General features: G+C 72.3%; 15 protein-coding genes. 6 read left to right on the top strand and 9 right to left on the bottom strand.

Annotated features, from left to right (window positions below):
• Nucleotides 1–149 precede the first annotated feature (149 nt).
• From ACH47X_RS19700 to ACH47X_RS19675, 6 genes are all read right to left on the bottom strand, one after another.
• Entirely contained in the window at nt 150–2297 is a 2148-nt protein-coding gene (locus tag ACH47X_RS19700) for a glycoside hydrolase family 31 protein (protein WP_397406220.1), read from the bottom strand.
• Nucleotides 2294–4360: a glycoside hydrolase family 127 protein gene (locus tag ACH47X_RS19695; RefSeq protein ID WP_397406219.1), complete on the bottom strand. Its 2067-nt coding sequence runs from the start codon at nt 4358–4360 to the stop codon at nt 2294–2296. Before ACH47X_RS19695 ends, ACH47X_RS19700 begins: the two co-directional genes overlap by 4 nt.
• A 12-nt stretch (nt 4361–4372) precedes the next feature.
• On the bottom strand, nt 4373–5233 hold the full coding sequence (locus ACH47X_RS19690) for a carbohydrate ABC transporter permease (protein WP_397406218.1): 861 nt from the start codon (nt 5231–5233) through the stop codon (nt 4373–4375).
• Nucleotides 5230–6192 carry a carbohydrate ABC transporter permease gene (locus ACH47X_RS19685; RefSeq protein ID WP_397406217.1) on the bottom strand — a complete coding sequence of 321 codons (963 nt, stop codon included), beginning with the start codon at nt 6190–6192 and terminating at the stop codon, nt 5230–5232. Before ACH47X_RS19685 ends, ACH47X_RS19690 begins: the two co-directional genes overlap by 4 nt.
• A 129-nt stretch (nt 6193–6321) precedes the next feature.
• A complete protein-coding gene (locus ACH47X_RS19680; protein ID WP_397406216.1) occupies nt 6322–7587 on the bottom strand; it encodes a sugar ABC transporter substrate-binding protein in 1266 nt (421 codons plus the stop codon).
• A 79-nt stretch (nt 7588–7666) separates the two neighbouring features.
• On the bottom strand, nt 7667–8689 hold the full coding sequence (locus ACH47X_RS19675) for a LacI family DNA-binding transcriptional regulator (protein WP_036961503.1): 1023 nt from the start codon (nt 8687–8689) through the stop codon (nt 7667–7669).
• Between the two features lie 217 nt (nt 8690–8906).
• Here ACH47X_RS19675 and ACH47X_RS19670 point away from each other — a divergent pair, with 217 nt between their 5' ends.
• On the top strand, nt 8907–10625 hold the full coding sequence (locus ACH47X_RS19670) for a hypothetical protein (RefSeq protein ID WP_397406215.1): 1719 nt from the start codon (nt 8907–8909) through the stop codon (nt 10623–10625).
• 57 nt (nt 10626–10682) lie between these two features.
• Here ACH47X_RS19670 and ACH47X_RS19665 read toward each other — a convergent pair whose 3' ends face one another.
• Nucleotides 10683–11129, bottom strand: coding sequence for an ester cyclase (locus tag ACH47X_RS19665; protein WP_397406214.1), 447 nt, complete (start codon nt 11127–11129; stop codon nt 10683–10685).
• 162 nt (nt 11130–11291) lie between these two features.
• Between ACH47X_RS19665 and ACH47X_RS19660 the strand changes: the two genes are divergently transcribed.
• Entirely contained in the window at nt 11292–12404 is a 1113-nt protein-coding gene (locus tag ACH47X_RS19660) for a LacI family DNA-binding transcriptional regulator (RefSeq protein WP_397406213.1), read from the top strand.
• Entirely contained in the window at nt 12401–14620 is a 2220-nt protein-coding gene (locus ACH47X_RS19655) for a beta-galactosidase (RefSeq protein ID WP_397406212.1), read from the top strand. The genes ACH47X_RS19660 and ACH47X_RS19655 overlap by 4 nt, the downstream gene beginning before the upstream one ends.
• Before the next feature lie 17 nt (nt 14621–14637).
• Here the strand turns inward: ACH47X_RS19655 and ACH47X_RS19650 are convergent, their stop codons facing one another.
• Nucleotides 14638–15300, bottom strand: a complete 663-nt coding sequence (locus tag ACH47X_RS19650) for a MarR family winged helix-turn-helix transcriptional regulator (RefSeq protein WP_397406211.1) — start codon at nt 15298–15300, stop codon at nt 14638–14640.
• A gap of 181 nt (nt 15301–15481) precedes the next feature.
• On the opposite strand from ACH47X_RS19650, the gene ACH47X_RS19645 reads away from it, so the two are divergent.
• Nucleotides 15482–17623 carry an MMPL family transporter gene (locus ACH47X_RS19645; protein ID WP_397406210.1) on the top strand — a complete coding sequence of 714 codons (2142 nt, stop codon included), beginning with the start codon at nt 15482–15484 and terminating at the stop codon, nt 17621–17623.
• Between the two features lie 26 nt (nt 17624–17649).
• On the opposite strand, the gene ACH47X_RS19640 is transcribed toward ACH47X_RS19645, so the two are convergent.
• A complete protein-coding gene (locus ACH47X_RS19640; RefSeq protein ID WP_397406209.1) occupies nt 17650–18036 on the bottom strand; it encodes a hypothetical protein in 387 nt (128 codons plus the stop codon).
• Between the two features lie 43 nt (nt 18037–18079).
• Between ACH47X_RS19640 and ACH47X_RS19635 the strand changes: the two genes are divergently transcribed.
• Entirely contained in the window at nt 18080–18382 is a 303-nt protein-coding gene (locus ACH47X_RS19635) for a GNAT family N-acetyltransferase (RefSeq protein ID WP_397406208.1), read from the top strand.
• Nucleotides 18383–18471: 89 nt separating this feature from the next.
• On the top strand, nt 18472–20244 hold the full coding sequence (locus ACH47X_RS19630; protein ID WP_397406207.1) for an HNH endonuclease signature motif containing protein: 1773 nt from the start codon (nt 18472–18474) through the stop codon (nt 20242–20244).
• The last annotated feature ends 13 nt before the right edge of the window (nt 20245–20257 follow it).

Raw genomic sequence — 20257 nt, 5'->3', positions numbered from 1 at the left:
GGGCTCCTCGGTGGGCCGGGGGGTGCGGCCGCCCCCCCCCACCCCCCCGGGGGGGGGGGGGTGTTGGCTGGGAGTGCGCCCCGGGGGGGCACCGATCTCGATGCCAACTGCCGACCTCGCGCGCAACTGCCGACCGCTGCCGGGCGCATCTAGGCGGTCGCCGCCGTGGTCGGACCTGGCCCGGCCGAACCTGCCTCCGCCACGGCCGGCGCCCCCGGCGCCACCCGGCCGGTCGTCCGGCCGACGACGTACGGCAGCGCGCCGTCGCGCAGGAACACCGGCACGACGTCGAGCGGGGCGGCCGCGCGCACCGTCGTCCCGCCGTCGTGCACCTCGCCCGTGGCGGCATCCGTCCAGCGCGACCCCGCAGGCAGGTAGACGTCCCGTTCGCGGACGCCCGCCGCCAGGACCGGAGCGACGAGGACGTCCGGCCCGAGCAGGAACTGGTCGTCGACGTCCCAGGCCCGCGGGTCGTCGGGGAAGTCGTGGAACAGGCCCCGCATGACCGGCTGGCCGTCGGCGTGCGCGGCGTGCATGGCGTCGCGGACGTAGTCCCGGAGCGTCTCGCGCAGGTGGACGTAGCGCTCCAGCACGCCGTAGACCTCCTCGCCGAAGCTCCACAGCTCGTTGGGCCCGCCCGAGCCCAGCCGCGGCGAGCCGTCCGCCGCGGCGACCTCGTGCCCGGGCAGCCGGTCGCCGTGCAGCCGCATCACGGGGCTGAACGCGCCGAACTGGAACCAGCGCACGAGCAGCTCGTGGAACGCCGGGTCGGTGACGTCGCCGCGGTGGAAGCCGCCGATGTCGGTGGTGAACCACGGGATGCCCGCGACGCCCATGTGGATGCCCGCGGTCACCTGCCGCGCCAGGTCCGCGAACGTCGAGGAGATGTCACCCGACCAGACAAGTGCGCCGTAGCGCTGGCTGCCGGCCCAGGCGCAGCGCACCAGGTTGACGACCTCGCTCTCGCCGTCGGCCACCTGGCCCTCGTAGAAGGCGCGCGCGAACGCCTGCGGGTAGACGTTGCCGACCCGCAGCGCCGGGCCGAGGTGGTAACGGAAGGCGTCGTAGTCGTAGACGCCGTACTCGGGCTCGGCCTCGTCCAGCCAGAACGTGCGGATCCCGTGCTCGCCGTAGTTGCGCCGGCAGGTCTCCCACAGCCAGCGCCGGGTCTCGGGGTTGGTGACGTCGAGGAACGTGCTCGGCCCCTGGAACGCCATCTGGACGTCGAGCCCACGGTCGGCCCGGACCAGCAGGTTGTTTCGCCGCAGGTGGGAGTCGTTCTCCGACTCCAGCGAGACCTGCGGCCAGACCGAGACCATGAGCTCGACCCCGAGGTCGCGCAGCTCGTCGACCATCGCGGTCGGGTCCGGCCAGAACTCGTCCTCGAACCGGTAGTCGCCCATCTTCGGCCAGTGGAAGAAGTCGGCGACGATGACGTCCAGCGGCAGCCCGCGCCGGCGGTGCTCGCGCGCGACCTGAAGGAGCTGCTCCTGGTTCCAGTAGCGCAGCTTGCACTGCCAGAACCCGAGCCCGCGCTCGGGCATCATCGGGGCGTGCCCGGTCGCGTCGGCATAGGCGCGGGAGATCTGCGCGGGCGTGCGTCCGGCGGTCACCCAGTAGTCGAGCTGCCGTGTCGACTCGGCGTGCCACTCGGTGCGGTTGCGCGCGAACGTAGCGCGCCCGATCGCCGGGTCGTGCCAGAGGAACCCGTACCCGGCGCTCGACATGACGAACGGGACGCTCGCCTGCGAGTTGCGGTGCGCCAGCTCGAACGTGGAGCCCTTGAGGTCGAGCACGTGCTGCTGATACTGGCCCATCCCGTACAGCTTCTCGTCCGGGTCGGACTCGAACGACGCCGTGAGCGTGTGCCCGTCGTCGCCGAGCCGCGGGCGGAAGTTCCGGGCACGCAGCTGGAGCGAGCCCCCTCGGTCGAGCTCGCGCAGCAGCAGCCGGCCGTCGGCGTCGTAGAACGCCAGGTCGCAGTGCGACACCTCGTAGCCGACCACCTCACTGAACCCCGTGGTGGTCGTCAACTCCACACGGAGGCCACCGTTGACGAGCGTCGCGCCGTCGGCCCGGAGGTCGACGCGCGCCCCGTCGTGGGCGGCCGGGTCGGGCGGCAGCAGCGCCCAGTCCGCGTGCTCGACGGCGCCCTGGACCGTCGCGCGCACCCGCACGCTGTCACGGCCCCAGGGTTCGACGACGAGCGTCTCGCCGCCACTGCGCCAGGTCAGACGAGTGCCGTCGGCGCGGACGGGAAGGTCGGGACTGTCGGGACGGGCCGGCGGGATGCTCATCGGGTCTCCTCGAGTCGAGCCGTGGGTACGAAGACGCGCATGGTGGACGGGCCGCGCTCGGCCCAGCGGTGATAGGGCACCAGGGTCAGGTCGAGCGCTTCCGGCGCTCCGGTGCCCGGACGGCCGGGGGTGAACGGCGGGGTGCCTGCCCCGCCCCCGGGCAGCGATACGACACCGGCACGCACCACCGCGCCGTCGGCCAGCGCGCGGGGCGCCACCGCCGGGTCGAGCCGCACCTGGTCGAGCAGCACGCCGTCCGGCAGGTCCACCGACTCCAGCGCCAGCACGAGCGGTCCGCGCTCGACCGCCACCGTGCCGCGCACGGCGTCGACCCGGGGGTCGGGCCAGGTCAGGCGCGGGCCGACGGGCAGATCGAGCGTGAGGACATCACCGACGGCGAGCGCGGCTCCGGTGCCCGTGCCGGTACCGGTACCGGTACCGGTACCGCCAGTCGTCGTCCAGCCCGGCGCGACGGCCGTGGCCGACCCGTCCGCCCCGGTGAGCGTCGCGCCGTCGGCCCAGTGCGGTACGCGCAGGCGCAGCGTCACCGGCCGCGCCGGGACGGCGGTGACCTCGACGCGGACGCGGCCGTCGTGCGGGTACTCCGTGGTGACCCGTAGGGCGAGCTCGCCGCCGTCGCCGAAGGCTAGGCGCAGGTCGCCCGCGGCGTACTGGGCCAGCGACACGACGACACCGTCGTCGTCCGCGCCGGCGTCCGAGGAACCGGCGTCCGAGGAACCGGCGTCCGAGGAGCCGCCCGGCGCCTCCTCGACGAACGCCGCGTACGCCTGCCACGAGGCGAGGGTGCGGGCCACGTTGGTCGGGCAGCACGAGACGTCGAACCACGGCGCCCGCACACCGCCCTCGGCGCGGGGGTTGACGGCGTCGGGCCGCACGTCCGCGCCGGGCTCGCGCTGCTGCAGCGGGTTGGCGTAGAAGAACGCGCTGCCGTCCGCGCGGGGCGAGGTGGCCACCACGTTGTAGAGGGTGCGCTCGATGAGGTCGGCGTAGCGCGCCTCGCCCGTGGCGAGCAGCAGGCGCCACGAGACCATGACCGACGCGACGCCCGCGCACGTCTCGCAGTACGCGCGGTCGGGCGGCAGCTCCCAGTCGTCGCCGAAGCCCTCGTCCTGGTGGCGCGAGCCCATGCCGCCGGTGAGGTAGGTGCGCCGCTCCACCGAGCGCGTCCACTGCCGTTCGACGGCGGCGTGGAGGTCGTCGTCGTGCGTGTCGACGGCGACGTCGACCGCCCCGGCCGCCAGGTACAGGGCGCGCACGGCGTGGCCGCGCCAGACGTCGGCGTCACGCACCGGCACGTCGTCCTGGAAGTAGGCCGGGCCGAGCAGCGCGATCGGCGCCAGGGTGCCGCGCCCGCGGCGCTCGACGAAGAGCCGCGCCTGCTCGGTGTAGCGGGGCTCGCCCAGCGCACGGCCGAGCTCGGCCAGGCCCACCTCGATCTCGGGGTGGCCGCAGATGCCGTCCCGGCCGTCGCTGCCCCGCCCGTCGGCACCGAACTCGCGGCACACGTGGTCGGCGGCGCGGCGGGCGACGTCGACCAGGGCGTCGCCCGCCCCCACCGTCCGGACCCGGGCGACCGCTGCCTGCAGCAGGTGGCCCGTGACGTACAGCTCGTGCCCGGTCGACAGGTCGGAGTACCGGCCGGCCTGCCCGGCGTGGCCGAAGCACGTGTTCAGGTAGCCGTCCGCGTCCTGCGCCGCGGCCACCCGGTCCACCACCTTGCCCAGCAGGGCGTCTGTGGCGGGGTCACCGGTGCGGCCGTACTCCCAGGCCATGGCCTCCAGCAGCTTGTACACCTCGGAGTCGGAGAACTGCCACCCCGGCCGCTCCCCGCCCGTGGCGCCCTCGGCGACGCGGTCGAAGTTGTCCAGCCAGCCCAGCTGCTCCATCCAGTCCAGGCAGTGCCGCAGGGTGGCAGCCGAGTTCGTCTCCTGGAGGGCGCCCCAGAATCCGCCGTCGAGCCGCAGCTCGTCGACGCCGATCCCGCGGCGCGAGCCGGGCGGGACGACGGGCGACGCCGGGGGCGTCGAGAGATGTGTTGTCACGGGGTTCCTTCGTCAGTCCTTGACGGCACCGGCGGTGACGCCCGCCGCCACGTAGCGCTGGGCCACGACGAGCAGGATCGCCGCGGGCACCGAGGCGACCACGGCCGTGGCCATGATGGCGTTCCACTGCGTCGTGTTGTTGCCGATGTAGTTGTAGATGCTCAGCGTGATCGGGATGAGGTCGCCGTTGCGGTTCAGGGTCGAGGCGAAGATGAAGTCGGACCAGGCCCACAGGAAGGCGAACAACGCGACCGTCAGGGTCGAGTTGCGGCTCACCGGCAGCACGATCGAGCGGAAGGTGCGCCAGGCGCCCGCGCCGTCCACCCGCGCCGCCTGGAGCAGCTCGCGCGGGATGCCGGACATGAACGCCGTGTAGAGCAGCACGCCGAACGGCACCGCGACCGTCGAGTCCGCCACGATCAGCCCGCCCACGGTGTTGAGCAGGCCGAGGTTGTTGTAGACCGCGTAGAAGCCCATGGCCATGACGACGGCGGGGATCATCTGCGCGACCAGCAGCAGGAAGTTCAGCGTGCGCCCGCCGCGCAGGTGCAGCAGGGCCAGCGCGTAGCCCGCCGGCGCGGAGATCGCCACGGTGAGCGCCACGCAGCCCAGCCCGATCAGCAGGCTCGTCCCGAGTGCGGGCAGCTGCTGCGCGAACACAGCCTGGTAGCCCTCGAACGTGGGGTCCCACGGGAACCAGTGCGGCGGGTCGGCCCGCAGGTCCCGGGTCTGCGTGAACGAGACGTTCACCATCCAGTACACCGGGAAGAGCATGACGAGGGTGAAGAACACCCCGAGCGCCGTCTTCCACGCGGGCTTGCGTGCTGTCCTCCGCGCGGTGCTCCTCGTCGGGAGTGTGGGCCGGCTGGTCATGAGTCCTCCTGACGGTGCTGGAGCCGCAGATGCAGGAACCCGAAGACCAGCGCGATGAGAATCAGCAGGTTGCCTACCGCGGCGGCGGGTGAGAAGTCCGGCTGACCGGTCCCGAACGCCTCCCGGTAGGACCAGATGGCGAGGGTGGTGGACGCGTCGCCCGGCCCGCCCGTGGTCATGATCCAGATGACGTCCACGACCTTGAGCGTGTAGATGAGCCCCAGCAGGAGCGTGATGGCCGACACGGGTCGCAGCAGCGGGAACGTGATGGTCCAGAACTGCTTCCACGGCCCCGCGCCGTCGAGCGACGCCGCCTCGTAGACCTCACCCGGGATGTTCTGCAGCCCGGAGTAGAGGATGACCAGGTTGAACGGGATGCCGAGCCAGATGTTGGCGATGGTCACCGACAGCAGCGCCGTGTCCGGCGACGTGAGCCAGTTGATCTGCTCGACGCCGAACGCCCCGAGCACCGAGTTCACGATGCCGTTCTCGCTGTTCAGCATCCACGCCCACGTCGAGGCGGACACGATGAGCGGCAGCAGCCACGGCACGAGGAACATCGCGCGCAGCACGCCCGACAGCTGGAACCCGGACCGGAAGAAGACCGCCAGCGCCAGGCCGATCGCGTACTGGAACACGATCGAGACGATGGTGAAGACCGCGGTGTTCCACAGCGCGGTGGGGAACGTCGACGAGGTGAACACCTCGACGTACTTGTCGAACCCGACGAACTCCGCGTTGCCCTGGACGAACGCGCGGATCGTGTAGTCGTGGACGCTGAGGTCGATGTTCCGCAGGAGCGGGTAGGCGTAGAAGAGGATCAGGTACGCGAGCAGCGGCGCGGCGAAGCCGACGGCGGCCCATTGGGACGCGGCCGGGCCACGACGCCGCCGGGCGGCCGGCGTCCGGTCCGCGCCAGGTGGCGCGCCCGCCGCGGCAACGGCCTCGGTGGTGGTCATCAGAAGCTTCCTCGGTCGGTTGATCGGTCGGTCGCCCGCGCCTCGCCGAGTGCTGGACGCTCGCCCTTCGACGGGCAGTTCGGGCGGATGTCCAGCGCTCGGCGAAGGCGGGGGGCAGGGCCGGGCGGGTCAGCTGGTCGCGGACTCCGCGTCCGACTGGGCGGTCTCCAGCGCTTCCTGCGGGGTCGCCGCGCCGGACAGGGCGTTCTGGACGGCGGTCCACAGCGCCTCGGAGATCACCGGGTAGTCGGTGCCCAGACCGTCGCTGGTGCGGCCCTTGGCGTTCTGCACCGCCTCGACCCACGGCTCCAGGTCGGCGTTGTCGGCCACCAGCTGCTCCTGGCCCTCGGCGGTCGGCGGCACGTAGTACGCAAAGGTGTTGGCCGTCTCGACGAAGCCCTCCGGCGTCGTCATGCACTCCACGATCTGGCGCGTCACGTCGTAGCGGGCCGTGTCCTCCTGGACGGGCGCGACGATGAACTCGCCACCGGTCGGGGCGGGGGCCGCGCCGCCGTCCTTCGCCGGCAGCTGCACGATGCCGGTCTCGAACTCCGCCTCCGCGGCGCTGTTGACCTGCCAGGTGCCGTTCTCCGCGAAGGCGAAGTCGCCGGTCAGGAACTCCTCCCACACCGTGTTCTGGGAGTTGTTGATCACGGTGTTGGGGGCGTACCCCTCGTCGAGCCAGCCCTTCCACAGCTCCAGGGCCTCGACGGCCTCGGGCGAGTCGAGGTCGGTCAGTTCGGCGCCCGCGCCCCAGAACCACGGCAGGAACTGGAAGGACCCTTCCTCGGTGCCGATGCCCGCGAACGTGATGCCCTTGTGGCCCGCGTCCTTGACCTGGGCGAGGGCCGCGGTCAGCGAGTCCCAGTCGGTGATCGACGCCGGGTCGACGCCCGCGTCGCTCAGCAGGTCGGCGTTGTAGTACAGCGACAGCGTGTTGGCGCCGATCGGGATGCCGTACGCCTCACCGTCGACGACGCCGGCGTCGAGCAGGTTCTGGTCGATCGCGGACGTGTCCAGGCCGAACTCGTCGACGGTGGTCAGGATCCCCGTGTCGGCGAGCGTGGAGACGGCCGGGTTGTCGATGAGGATGACGTCGGGCGACGTGCCCTCCTGCGCCGACAGGAGCGCCTGGTTGGTCAGCGCCGTCGTGTCGTAGGCCGTGCGCTCGATGGTGACTCCGGCCTCCTCGCCGCAGGCCTGGACACGGCCGGCCCACTCGGAGGCGTCGTCGTGCTGGGGGTACGGGTCCCACCAGGTGTAGGTGCTGTCGTCGCCGCTCGCGGCCCCGCCGGAGCCGGAGCCGCCGGACGAGCAGGCGCTCAGCCCGCCGACCAGCGCGAGTGCGGCGACTGCCGCGAGGGTGGTGACGGGCTTGTGCCGCAGGTGCTGCATGGTTCCTCCTTGAACGTCCCCGGCCCGACGACGACGTCGGCCGGACGGTGGTGCGGGGGGTGATGCTGGTGGGTACGGGTCAGGTGGTGCGGGGTGCGCCGGTGCTCCCCCGGTCGACCAGCTCCGGGGTCACGAACCGCACGACGTGCGGCTCGTCGGCTGCCACCTCGCCCTCGATGCGGCGCACGAGCTGGCGCACGGCCATGCGGCCGAGCCGGTCGGGGGCACTCTCGATCGAGGAGTAGGGCAGGGAGAAGGTGCGGGCGAACTCGTCCGAGTACCGGCCCACGACGGACAGGTCCTCCGGTGCGGTCAGGCCGCGCTCGTGCAGGACGGTGGGCAGCGCGGCCGCCGCGGCCTCGTTGTGGACCAGCAGCCCGGTGACGCCCGGGTGTGCGTCCAGCAGGGCGTTCAGGTCCCGGCCGACGTCCGGCTGGTGTGCCGCGGCGGAGACGGGGTGCAGCGTGATTCCGCGGGCACGCGCGGCCTCGACGGCAGCGTTCTGCAGGCGCCACACGTAGGCACCGCCGCGCTCGATCACGTGCTCCGGCTGGGAGACGAGGGCCACCTCACGGTGCCCGAGCCGGTGGAGGTGGTCCACCATGACGCGGCCCGCCTCCTCGAAGTCGAGGTCGAAGACGTCGACCCCGGTGCAGTCGGCGGGCAGCCCGACGAGCGCGCCCGGCTGGGCCGCCGACCGCAGGATCGGCAGGCGCTCGTCGCGCTCCGCGACGTTGAGCAGCACGATGCCGTCGACCATCCGCGAGTCGGTGATGCGGCGCAGGGCGCGCGTGCCGTCGGCGTCCGACACCAGAAGGATGTCGTAGCCGAGCTCGCGGGCCGTGTTGGAGACGCCGAGCATGTACTGGAGCATCGCGGGCGCGAACTCGTCCTCGAGGAACTGGGCGAGCAGCCCGATCACCATCGTCTGCGAGGTGGCCAGCGCGCGCGCCCCGGCGTTCGGCGTGTAGCCGAGCTCCCGGACCGCCTCCTCGACCCGGCGACGCACGTCCGCCGAGATCGCCCGCTTCCCCGACAGGGCGTACGACGCCGTGCTGCGGGACACCCCCGCCGCCCGGGCGACATCTCCGATGGTGGCCACTGCGCCTCCTTGTGTGCTCGGCCGCCGCAGCTGCTCTGCTCGCGGCCTCGGTTCGCCTCCGTTGCGAACCGGTTCGACTGTAGCCAGAGATGTCGGCGGAGCGCAAGAATGAACATTTGGCACTCTTGCGGGACACTCCGTTCGAAACTAGCGTCGAGGTGCACCTGAACGTCGAACCGGTTCGCACGATCGCTCGCCATCTCAACGAGGAGATCCCATGAAACGAGCACTGCCGAAACGAGCCCTGTCGCACCTGAGCGTCCTCGCCCTCGTCCTGGGCATCGCGCTGGTCTCCCCCGCCGGCCCGGCGCAGGCCGCCGGCAACACCCTCACGGTCGACGTCGGCTCCGTCGTCCGGCCCGTGACGCACGTCGGCTCGGGCGGCCTCTACGGCGTCGGCTCGGACTCCAAGCCCACCACCGACCAGCTCCTGCCGCTGAGCCCCAGCGGGTTCACCCAGCCCGCGCCCGGCACGACCCACCTGGGCAACGGCGCCACGGAGCCCTGCTGCGACGCGCTCGACGTGGCGGGCAACATCACGCGCGCCGGCGCGCAGCAGCTCATCCGCATGCCGGACATCTACCCGTCGTTCCCCTACCAGTGGCAGGGCTGGGCGGACTGGGAGTCGAAGGTCCGCACCATGGTGCAGAAGCGCCTGGCGGCCACCTCGACGACGAACATCCGCGGCTGGGAGCTGTGGAACGAGCCCGACTGGACCTGGAACACGTCGGCGGCCGGCTCGTTCAACGACGGCTGGACCCGCACGCACCGTCTGGTCCGGTCGCTCGACCCGGTGACGCCGATCGTGGGCCCCAGCGACTCGTACTACAGCCACAACCGGATGCTGTCGTTCCTGACCCATGCCCGGGACACCGGCACGCTGCCCGACGTCATCGTCTGGCACGAGCTCGGCGACATGGACTGGAACTCGTTCGACGACCACGTCGCCGACTACCGGGCCATCGAGAACCAGCTCGGCATCAGCCCCCGCCCGATCGCCGTCAACGAGTACAACTCGCTGAACCAGATGGACATCCCGAGCGTGGCGGTGCACTGGATCTCGGTGCTGGAACGGCACGGCGCGCGCGAAGCGCACCGCGCGTACTGGTTCGAGGCGGGCACGTTCGACGGCCTCTTCACGCTCCAGGGCCAGCCGACGGCCTCGTACTGGGCCTACCGCTGGTACGGCGCACAAGCGGGCAACATCGTGCGCACCACGCCGCAGAGCTGGCTCGACGGCGTCGCGGCGTACGACTCGAGCCGCAAGATCGTCAACGTCGTGCTCGGCGGGGACAGCGGCAACAACCAGGTGCGGGTCAACGGGCTGGGTTCGTTCGGCTCGTCGGTCCGGGTGACCGTGAACGCGGTGCCCGGCAGCGGGCGGCACACGCATGTCGCGGCGCCGACCGTGCTGTCGACGTCCACCCTGGCCGTGACGAACGGCAGCGTCACCGTCCCGGTCAACGGGATGACGGCGGAGGGCGCCTACCAGGTGCTCGTCACCCCGGCAGGCGGCCCGACGTCGAGCTGGCAGCAGGTCTACGAGGCCGAGAACGCGAACGTCGTGAACGCGCAGACGCGGGGTTCCTCGGCGGCGTCGAACGGCTCGTACGTCGGCGGCATCGACGGCACCGCCGACATGCGCTCGCAGAGCTTCGTGGACTTCACGGTGAACGTGCCGACGGCCCGCACGTACACGATGGCGGTCCGGTACGCGAACGGTACCGGGGCGACGTCGACCCACGGGCTGGCGTACAACGGCGGCGCGTTCTCCACGGTGTCCTATCCGCCGACGGCGGGCTGGGGCCAGTTCGCGACGACGAACGTGTCCGTCTCGCTCCGGGCCGGCTACAACGTGATCCGGCTGGCGAAGGGCTCGCCGTTCTTCCCGGGCGGCACGGGGTACGCCGAGCTCGACAGCATCACGCTGTCCTGACCCGCGGAGCGCTCGCCCGGTGAGCCGGCCCGGGGATCGACCGATCCCCGGGCCGGCTCACCGCAGCGCGCTCACGTCGCGGCCGGACAGCTGCTCCGCCACCGCGGCGCGGTCGATCATGGACCGTACGGCCGCGATGCGACCGTCCTCGTAGCGGTAGAACACGTGCTCCGCGAACCGCAGCCGTGCGCCGTCCGGCCGGAACCCGAGGAAATCCCCGACCGGGACGCAGTCGAAGACGAGGCGGCAGGCCACCTGGTCACCGCCGGCGACCACGAGCTGCGCGTCGTAGACGAGGTCCGGGGCCGCGGCGAGATCAGCGGCGATCAGCTCCTGGTACTGCCGGCGTGTCATGGGCTCGCCGTTGTAGGTCAGCTCGTCGCGCACGTGGTCCGCCAGGTCGTCCAGGCGGCGTTCGTTGAGCGCTGTCAGGTACGCCCGGTAGCGGGACTCCAGGTCGAGCGGCCGGCCGGGCCGCTGTTCCGGTTCGAGCTCGTCGGTCATGTCTGCGCCTCACCCGTCGTCGCGGCCGCGTTCCACGGCCACTGTAGAACGACCTCCGCCGCGCGGAGGCACGTCTTGACTGCACCGCCGTGCCCGTGGTGTGCTCGCCGTCTTGACTACGTAGTCAAGGCAGCGTGAGCAGGGTCGGCGAGGGAGCGACGCATGGGTGCGACACCACGGGTGGCGATGACGGACGTCGCCCGCCGTGCCGGGGTCTCGCAGAAGACCGTCTCGCGTGTGGTCAACGGCGAGCCGCACGTCACCGAGGCGATCCGCGTCAGGGTCCAGGCCGCGATCGACGAGATGGGCTTCCGCCCCAACGCCGCGGCCCGGGCCCTGGTGACCCGCCGGAACCAGCGCATCGGCATGGTCACCATGAGCACGTCGCTGTACGGGCCGGCGTCCATCCTGGAGGGGGTCGACGGCGCCCTGCGGGTCTCGGGCTACTACCTGAGCGTCGCGCGCACCCGCGGCGACCGGGCCGCCGACCTGCAGGCGGCGATCGACGAGCTCGTCACCCAGGACATCGCGGGCCTCGTGCTCGCCGAGCCGATCGACGTCGGCCACGCCGGCCTGCGCATCCCGGCGGGCCTGCCGGTGCTGAGCTTCGGCTCGCCGGCGGGCGGGTCCCTCGTCGCCGGCTCCCGCCCCGAGGAACTGGTCCTGGGCGCGGACGAGACGTCCGGCGCACGGTCCGCGACCGACCACCTGCTCGCCCTCGGGCACCGCACCGTGCACCACGTCGCCGGCACCGAGGGCTGGGCAGCCACGGCACGACGGCTCGCCGGCTGGCGGGAGGCCTTGGCCGACGCCGGCCTCGAACCCGTCCGGGCGGTGCACGGTGACTGGACCCCCGGCTCCGGGTACGAGGCCACCGCCGAGCTGCTGCGCCGCGGCCCCGTCACCGCGATCTTCACGGCCAACGACCACATGGCCATCGGTGCGATCCGCGCCGTCGAGCAGGCGGGCCTGCGGGTGCCGGACGACGTCAGCGTCGTCGGCTTCGACGACGCGCCCGAGGCGGAGTTCCTGTCCACTCCCCTGACGACGGTGCGCCAGGACTTCGCCGAGGTGACCCGGCTCGCCGTGCACCGCCTCGTCCGCACCATCGAGGGCCACCCGCCGGCCGATCGGCATCGGCTGGTCCCGACCCAGCTCGTCGTCCGGGACAGCACGGCACCGCCGCCCGGCAGGGCGCCGTCGGGCAAGAGATCCGCCGTCACCCGACCCGACGCAAGCCGACCCGACGCCACCCGATCCGAGAGGCCAGCATGAACCCCCTGCACCACCTGAGCGACGGCGTCCTGTTCGGCGCCGCCTACTACTACGAGTACCACCGCGCCGAGGACCGCCTCGGACGCCGCCTGGAGAAGGACCTGGACCTGATGGTCGAGGCGGGCTTCTCGGTGATCCGTGTCGGCGAGTCGGTCTGGTCCACCTGGGAGCCCGAGAACGGGCGCTTCGACCTGGACTGGCTCCAGCCGGTGCTCGACGGCGCGCACGAGCGCGGCATCAAGGTGGTGCTCGGTACCCCGACGTATGCGGTGCCGATGTGGCTGGCGCGGCTGTACCCCGAGATCAACGTCGTGCGCGAGGACGGCGCGGCGATGGGCTGGGGCGCGCGCCAGGAGATCGACTACACGCACCCGGCGTTCCTGTTCCACGCCGAGCGGGTCATCCGCGCCGTCACCACCCGGTACGCCGGCCACCCCGCCGTCGTCGGCTTCCAGGTGGACAACGAGCCCGGGAACGAGATCTTCTACAACCGGCAGGTCTTCGAGCGGTTCGTGGACCACCTGCGCGGCACCTACGGCACGGTGGAGCGGATCAACGAGGAATGGGGCCTGACGTACTGGTCGCACCGGCTGTCCTCCTGGGCGGACCTGTGGACGCCGTCCGGCAACGCGCAGCCGCAGTACGCGCTGGCCTGGCGCCGGTTCCAGGCGCAGCTCACCACGGACTTCATCGGCTGGCAGGCGGACGTCGTGCGCGAGTACGCGCGCGAGGACCAGTTCGTCACGACCTGCATCTCCTACGAGCGCCCGACCGTGCAGGACGACGCCCTCACGCGCGAGCTCGACGTGACCGCGGGCAACCCGTACTACCGCATGCGCGACCACCTGACACTGCCCCCGAACGTGGAGACCGACCAGGCCTGGATGACGACGGGCACATGGTCGCTGTACGCGACGGCGGACCGCATGTACTCCTCGAAGCAGGCGCCGTTCCTGGTGACGGAGACCAACGCGCAGGCGATCGGCGGACCCTGGCTGAACGAGCCCGCCTACGACGGGCAGTGGCGGCAGGCCGCCTGGGCGCTGGTGTCCCGCGGCGCCACGATGATCGAGTACTGGCACTGGCACACGCTGCCCTACGGCACCGAGACGTACTGGGGCGGCATCCTGCCGCACTCGCTGGAGCCGGGCCGGGTCTACCGGCAGATCGCGGAGCTCGGCGCAGAGCTGCGCGCGGCCGGTCCGGCCGTGGCCAACCTGACCCCGGACGCCGACGTCGCGCTGGTCTGGTCCAACCCGAGCAAGTGGTCCCTGGCGGAGTTCCCGCAGCTCGGCGGCGGTGCGGGCCCGGACCCGCGCGGCTGGCACCGGGTCTTCGACTCCTTCTACCGCGGGGCGTTCGACGCCGGCCTGCAGGCGCGGCTCGTGCACGATGCCCAGCTCACCGGGGGCAGCCCCGAGGACGCCGCGCGCGAGCAGCCGGTGCTGGTCGCCGCGGGCGTCACGATCGCCGACGACGACTGGCTGCAGTGGCTGGAGCGGTACGCGGCGGCTGGCGGGCACCTGGTGCTCGGCATCCGCACGGGCTACGAGGACGAGGAGGCGCGGGCCCGCACGGAGCGCAAGCCCGCCCACCTGAGCACGGCGGCGGGTGTCTTCTACGACGAGTTCGCCAGCATCGACGCGCCGTTGCCCGTGCACGGGACGGGCGGGTTCGACGTCCCCGCCGAGGCCCTGGCCGATGCCCACGCCACGAGCTGGGTGGACGGGCTGCAGGTGCTCGACGCCGACCCGCTGGTCGAGTACGAGCACCCGCACTTCGGGCGCTGGCCCGCCGTGACCACACGGGCGCACGGCGCCGGGCGGGTGACCACGGTCGGGACGGTACCCGACCCGGCGCTGGCCCGGGCGGTGCTCGACTGGGCGGTGCGGCACAGCGGGGCGGCGGTCAGGACAGCGGTCGGGGCTGCGGCCGGGGCGGATGGCGCGACCGGGGCGGACGCGCCGACGACGACGTCGGGCGCCGCGGCGTCAGGTGGCGGCCCCGCGTGGCGACCGCAGGCGCCGTCGCAGACCGTGACCGGTGCGCGGAACCCGGCCGGTGGGCGCGTGCGGTTCGTGCACTCGTGGTCCTGGGAACCGAGCACGTTCGTGCTGCCGGGAGCAGTCCGTGACCTGGTCAGCGGCGAGGAGCTGGCCGCGGGGGCGGAGCTGGTCCTCGGCGCGTGGGACGTGCGGGTGCTGCTGGAGGCCTGAGGGCGGGCGGTCCCAGGTCAGTCCTGGTCCAGGAGCTCCTCCGGGCCCACCTCGATGACCCGGCCCCGCACGCCGTCCGTGCCGTGACCGGCGCCCTGGTGCGTACCAGTGCGACCGACGCCGTCGCCGTCGCCGGGTTCGCGGTCGGTGTTCGCCAGGTCGTCGAGGAAGCGCGCCACGATCTCGCGCTCCTTCGGCGTGAGGCGCGCGGCGGCGTCGAACCGGCGGGCGTGGCTGCGCCCGACGGACTCCCGGGCTGCCCGCCGTGTCTCGTCCGTCACCTCGATCGCGAGGCTGCGCCGGTCCGACGGGTGCGGGAACCGGACCACGTGCCCGCCGGCGGTGAGCCGGTCGATGAGCTTGGTGGTCGACGCCGTCGTGATGCGGAGGTGCTCCGCGATGGCGCCCGGTGTCACGATGCGACCGTGGTTCTGCATGGCGATGATGTAGCGCAGGGCCCGCATGTCGGTGTCGCCGAGCTTCATGTACCGACGCGACGCCTCGCTCATGCGGCGCTCGGTCTCGCGCCATCCGCGCAGCGCCTCGAGGACGCGGACGACCTGGTCCACGTCCTGCTCGTCCATACCGGCTCTGCGCACGATCTCCTCGTCGGGGTCCATCACGCGCGGGTCCAGCATCGAAGGCTCGGGCTCGCTGTCCGGCACGGTTTCAGGCTCCACGCTCGGATTTTACCCCCGCACATAATGCGTCATACACTTGAATATAGCCTGGCTAGCTAAATTCTCGCTAGCTCCGGCACCCCTGGCTCGACCCCTGACGCATCCCAGCCGCCGGCAGCAGTGCAGGTGTACGTGCTGGCAACCGTATCGACACATCCCCTCTCAGACAGGCTCCTCGAAGATGACCTCCCGCGTTCCACGCTGGCTACGGGTGACGTTGCCCGCCGTGCTGATCCTCGTCTGGCTGGTAGGTGCCTCGGTCGGCGGCCCGTTCTTCGGCCGCATCGACGAGGTCTCCTCCAACGACCGCACCGCCTACCTCCCCGAGACGGCCGAGGCCACGGAGGTGCAGGAGCGCCTGTCCGGTTTCACCGAGGGTGACGCGATCCCGGCCCTGGTCGTCTTCGTCGCCCCGGACGAGCTGTCCGACGACGACCTCGCCGCCATCGGCGACCGGCTGACCGCCGTCGGCGACCTGGACGTGGTCGACGGCGACGTCTCCCCCGCCATCCCCTCCGACGACGGCGTGGCCGCGCAGGCGTTCGTGCCGTTGTCCGGCGACGCCGACGTCGGCGAGGCGACCGCCGAGCTGCGCGAGGTCCTCGCGCAGGACCTGCCGGACGGCGTCGACCTCTATGTGACGGGCCCCGCGGGCTTCTCCAGCGACCTGGTCGCGGCGTTCGCCGGGATCGACGGCCTGCTGCTCGGCGTGGCGCTGGCCGCTGTGCTGATCATCCTGATCATCGTCTACCGGTCGCTGCTGCTGCCGCTGGCCGTGCTCGCCACCAGCATGTTCGCGCTGTGCGTCGCGCTGCTCACGGTCTGGCACCTCGCGAACTCGGGAGTCCTGCTGCTCAGCGGGCAGACCCAGGGCATCCTGTTCATCCTCGTGATCGGCGCGGCGACCGACTACGCATTGCTGTACGTGGCACGGTTCCGCGAGGAGCTGCTGCACACCCCTGACAAGTGGACGGCGACCCTGCGCGCGCTGCGCGGCTCGGTCGAGCCGATCCTGGCCTCGGGCGGCACCGTCATCGCCGGTCTGCTCTGCCTGCTGTTCAGCGAGCTGCGGTCCAACAGCACGCTCGGCCCTGTCGCCGCCGTCGGCATCGCCTTCTCGATGCTCGCCGCGCTCACCCTGCTGCCGGCCCTGCTGCTGGCGTTCGGCCGGGCCGCGTTCTGGCCGCGGCGCCCTGTCTACGACCCGGCCGCCGCGGAGTCCGGCGCGCTGGAGACCGGCCTGTGGGGGCGCGTCTCGCGTGCCATCCGCGCCAGGCCGCGCACCATCTGGATCACCACGGCGGCGGTGCTCGCCCTCGGCTGCGTGGGCATCACCCAGCTCCAGGCCTCCGGTGTGCCGCAGTCGGAGCTGGTCCTCGGGCAGTCCGAGGCACGCGACGGGCAGGAGCGGCTCGCCGAACACTTCCCGGCCGGGTCGGGCAGCCCCGTCTACGTGATCGCGCCGCAGGAGGACCTGCAGCGCGCCGCCGACGTCCTGCTGGCGGACGACGGGATCGAGGGTGTGGCGGTCACCGCCGACACCCCGAGCAATACCGCGCCGGTGACCGAGGACGGCGTCCAGCCGTTCGGCCCACCCGGGTCCCCGGCCCCGGAACCCGTGGTGTCCGACGGCGCCGTCCTGCTCCAGGGCACCCTCGGCGACGCCGCGGACTCCCTGGCGGCGGAGGAGACTGTGCGCGACCTGCGCGCGGCCTACGCCGACGAGCTGCCCGCCGCCCTGGTCGGCGGCGAGTCCGCCACCGACCTGGACACGAACGACGCCTCGATCCGCGACCGCACGGTCATCGTGCCGATCGTCCTGCTGGTGATCCTCGTGATCCTGATGCTGCTGCTGCGGGCCGTGCTCGCGCCGGTGCTGCTCATCCTGACCACGGTGCTGTCGTTCGGCACCGCGATGGGCGTCTCTGCGCTGGTGTTCAACGACGTGCTCGGGTTCCCGGGGGCCGACCCGGCGGTACCGCTGTTCGGCTTCGTCTTCCTGGTCGCGCTCGGGATCGACTACAACATCTTCCTGATGACGCGGGTCCGTGAGGAGTCGCTGGTGCACGGCACCCGGGAGGGCGTGCTGCGCGGGCTGCGGCTGACGGGCGGCATCATCACGTCGGCCGGCCTGGTGCTCGCCGCGACGTTCACGGCCCTGGCCGTGATCCCGGTGCTGTTCCTGGTCCAGCTCGCCTTCATCGTGGCGTTCGGCGTGCTGCTCGACACGTTCCTCGTGCGGTCCCTGCTGGTGCCTGCGCTGACGTACGACATCGGCCGGGCGGTCTGGTGGCCGTCCAAGCTGGGGCGCGGTCGGCAGTAGGTCGCGGGTCGACCTGCGCGTCCTGGTCAGTCGGTCGTGAGGCCGGTGATCACGCGCACCAGGCCGTCACGGAACCAGGCGTCGGTGTCGGCGTCGAAGGACTGGGGGACGCCTCTGCCGGCAGGGCCGGGAACCGGGACGGGATCTGGGCTCGCGCCCGGGTCTCGGACTGGGTCTCCGCCCGGGTCGAGGTCGCGGTCCATACCTGGCGGGCCGCCGCTGACCTGGTCCAGCCACGGGTGGCGCCGTCGTGCACCCGAGCGGTCGAGGCGCCACGCCTCCGCCGTCCGTTCCGAGGCGGGCGAGGGTTCCGGGGCGGGAGTACCCGAGGTACCGAAGACGGACGAGGCGCCGGAGGCGGGCGCCGGCCGCGCGCCCGCTGCCGAGTCGCACGACGCGTCGTCGTCGGGCACGGGCTCCGGTCTCGCGGCCGGGGCGGCACGTCGGCTCGCGGCGGTGCTTGCGGCGGTGCTCGCGGCAACGTCAGCCCGGCACCCGGACGTGCCGCACGTGTACCTGTCGGCGATGGCCGCGCTCCCCCGCCGGCGCGGGCTGGGCGCGGGCTCGGCCATGCTCCGCCACGGCGTGGCCCTGGCCCGCGACCGTGGGCTTCCGGTCTATCTGGCGGCGTCCACACGGCAGAACCAGCGGCTCTACGCGCGCCATGGCTTCCGGGTGCATGGCGCGCCGCTCCCCCTGCCCGACGACGGCCCCGTCCTCCAGCCGATGTGGCTCGCAAGAGTTATCCACAGATCTTGAAGCAGCCGAACTGCGCGGACACTTGTTCGATATGATGGGGATATCGTCGAACGGCGGGACCAACGGACGCTGGAGAGGTGGTGGGGAGCGTGGTCGGAGTACGGGGCAGCGGCACCGCACGGCCGGTAGAGGACGTCCTCGCCGACCTCGACATGCTGCTGGACGAGCTGACCGGATCCCTGGCTCAAGGCACCGGCGCGACCGACGAGTCGGCAGCGAAGACCATGCTACCGACGAACGCGATGACGACGGAGCCCGTCTCGACGGCACGCCTCGTGGCTGCGTCCGCCCGCCTGCGGGTGGCCGGCACCCGTCTGGACGCCGTGCGCTGGTCGATCCTGCCGCGCATCGAGAACGCCGGGCTCTGGGTCCAGACCGGAGCCCGCTCGTTCGCCGTCTGGCTGGCCCGCACCGAGGACACGCGGACCCAGACCGCCCGTCGCGACGTCCGCACCGCGAAGGCCTTGCGCGACCACCTGCCCGCCACCCTGCTCGCCGCGCTGTCCGGCCGCGTCGGCGCCGACAAGGTCCGTGCCCTGGTCGACCTCGCCACCACCAGCACGACGCGCACCGAAGCCCTGGCCGCGCCGGCGATCGATCTCGCCACCATCGAACCGGTCGCTGACGGCCCGGCCAGCGACCCGACGAGCGCGCCAGGGCCGGGTGTTACGTCCGGAGGCGGCACGACCAGCGGCGACGAAGGCAGCGCCGACGGAGGGAGCGCCGACGGAGGCAGCGCCGACGGAGGCTCGGAACCGACGCCCGTGAACCCTGCGTCCGACGATCCTGTCGTCGACGGCCCGACCGACGACGCACTCGCACCGGCCGTTCCGACCTGGGAGGAGCAGCTGCTCGTCTGGTCGAACGAGAACGGGCCGGACCGGTTCCGCGGCCTGGTGCGCTACTTCGCCCGGCACGCCGACCCCGATGCCGACGAACGCGGCTTCACGAAGGCCGCGCAGCGCGAATACCTCGATGTGGCACCCACGCTGGGCGGCTACCACCTGAGCGGGTTCCTCACCGACGAGCACGGCCAGACGCTGACCACCGCGATCGGCTCGGTCATGGGCGCGCCCTCCGCCGACGACGACCGCACACCGGGCCAGCGCCGTGCCCAGGCCCTCGCGGACCTGAGCCGCGTGGTGCTCGACAACGGCCACACCGGCACGGGGGCCGCCGTCCGACCCCACCTCAGCGTGACGGTCTCCTGGACCGAGCTCCAGGCCCTCGTCGCCAAGGACGCCGCCCGGTCCACCACCCGGCAATCCACCGGGGACGACCTTGCTGGGACGAGCGCTCCCGGCCCGAGCGGCCTCTGGCCGAACGGCACGAACAACGCTAAGGCCAAGTCCCTTGGACCAGGTCGAAGCGGAATGAGCAATGCCGGAATGAGCAACGCCGGACCGAGCAATGCCGGACCGAGCATGCCAGCGGGCGTCCCCGACATCAAGCGTCCAGCAGTCTTCACGGAGACCAGCAGCCCGGTACCGGAGGCGCTCCTCCGGCGCCTCGCCTGCGACAGCGAGGTGACCCGCATCGTGTTCGGGCCGGACTCGCAGATCCTGGACGTCGGCCGAGCCAAGCGCACGGTCACGGGCCAGCTCCGCAGGGCCGTCATCGCCCGCGACAAGCACTGCGTCTACGACCAGTGCGACCAGCCGCCCACCAGGTGCGAGGTTCACCACGCGTTACGCCACTGGGCGCACGGCGGTGAGACCTCCACGACCAATGCCGCCCTGCTCTGCTACCACCACCACGACCTGGTCGACAAACAGGACATCACCATGCATTACGACAACGGCTGGTACTTCACCCATCCCAACGGACACGTCACCCGCCCCGCCCGGACGGCCGGCACATGACCGAACCGGGCCG

The organism is Promicromonospora kroppenstedtii, assembly GCF_044389675.1.
GTDB classification, from domain to species: Bacteria; Actinomycetota; Actinomycetes; order Actinomycetales; family Cellulomonadaceae; genus Promicromonospora; species Promicromonospora kroppenstedtii.
The sequence above is the reverse complement of the archived record's forward strand: the minus strand, read 5'-3'. Positions and strand labels throughout refer to the sequence as shown.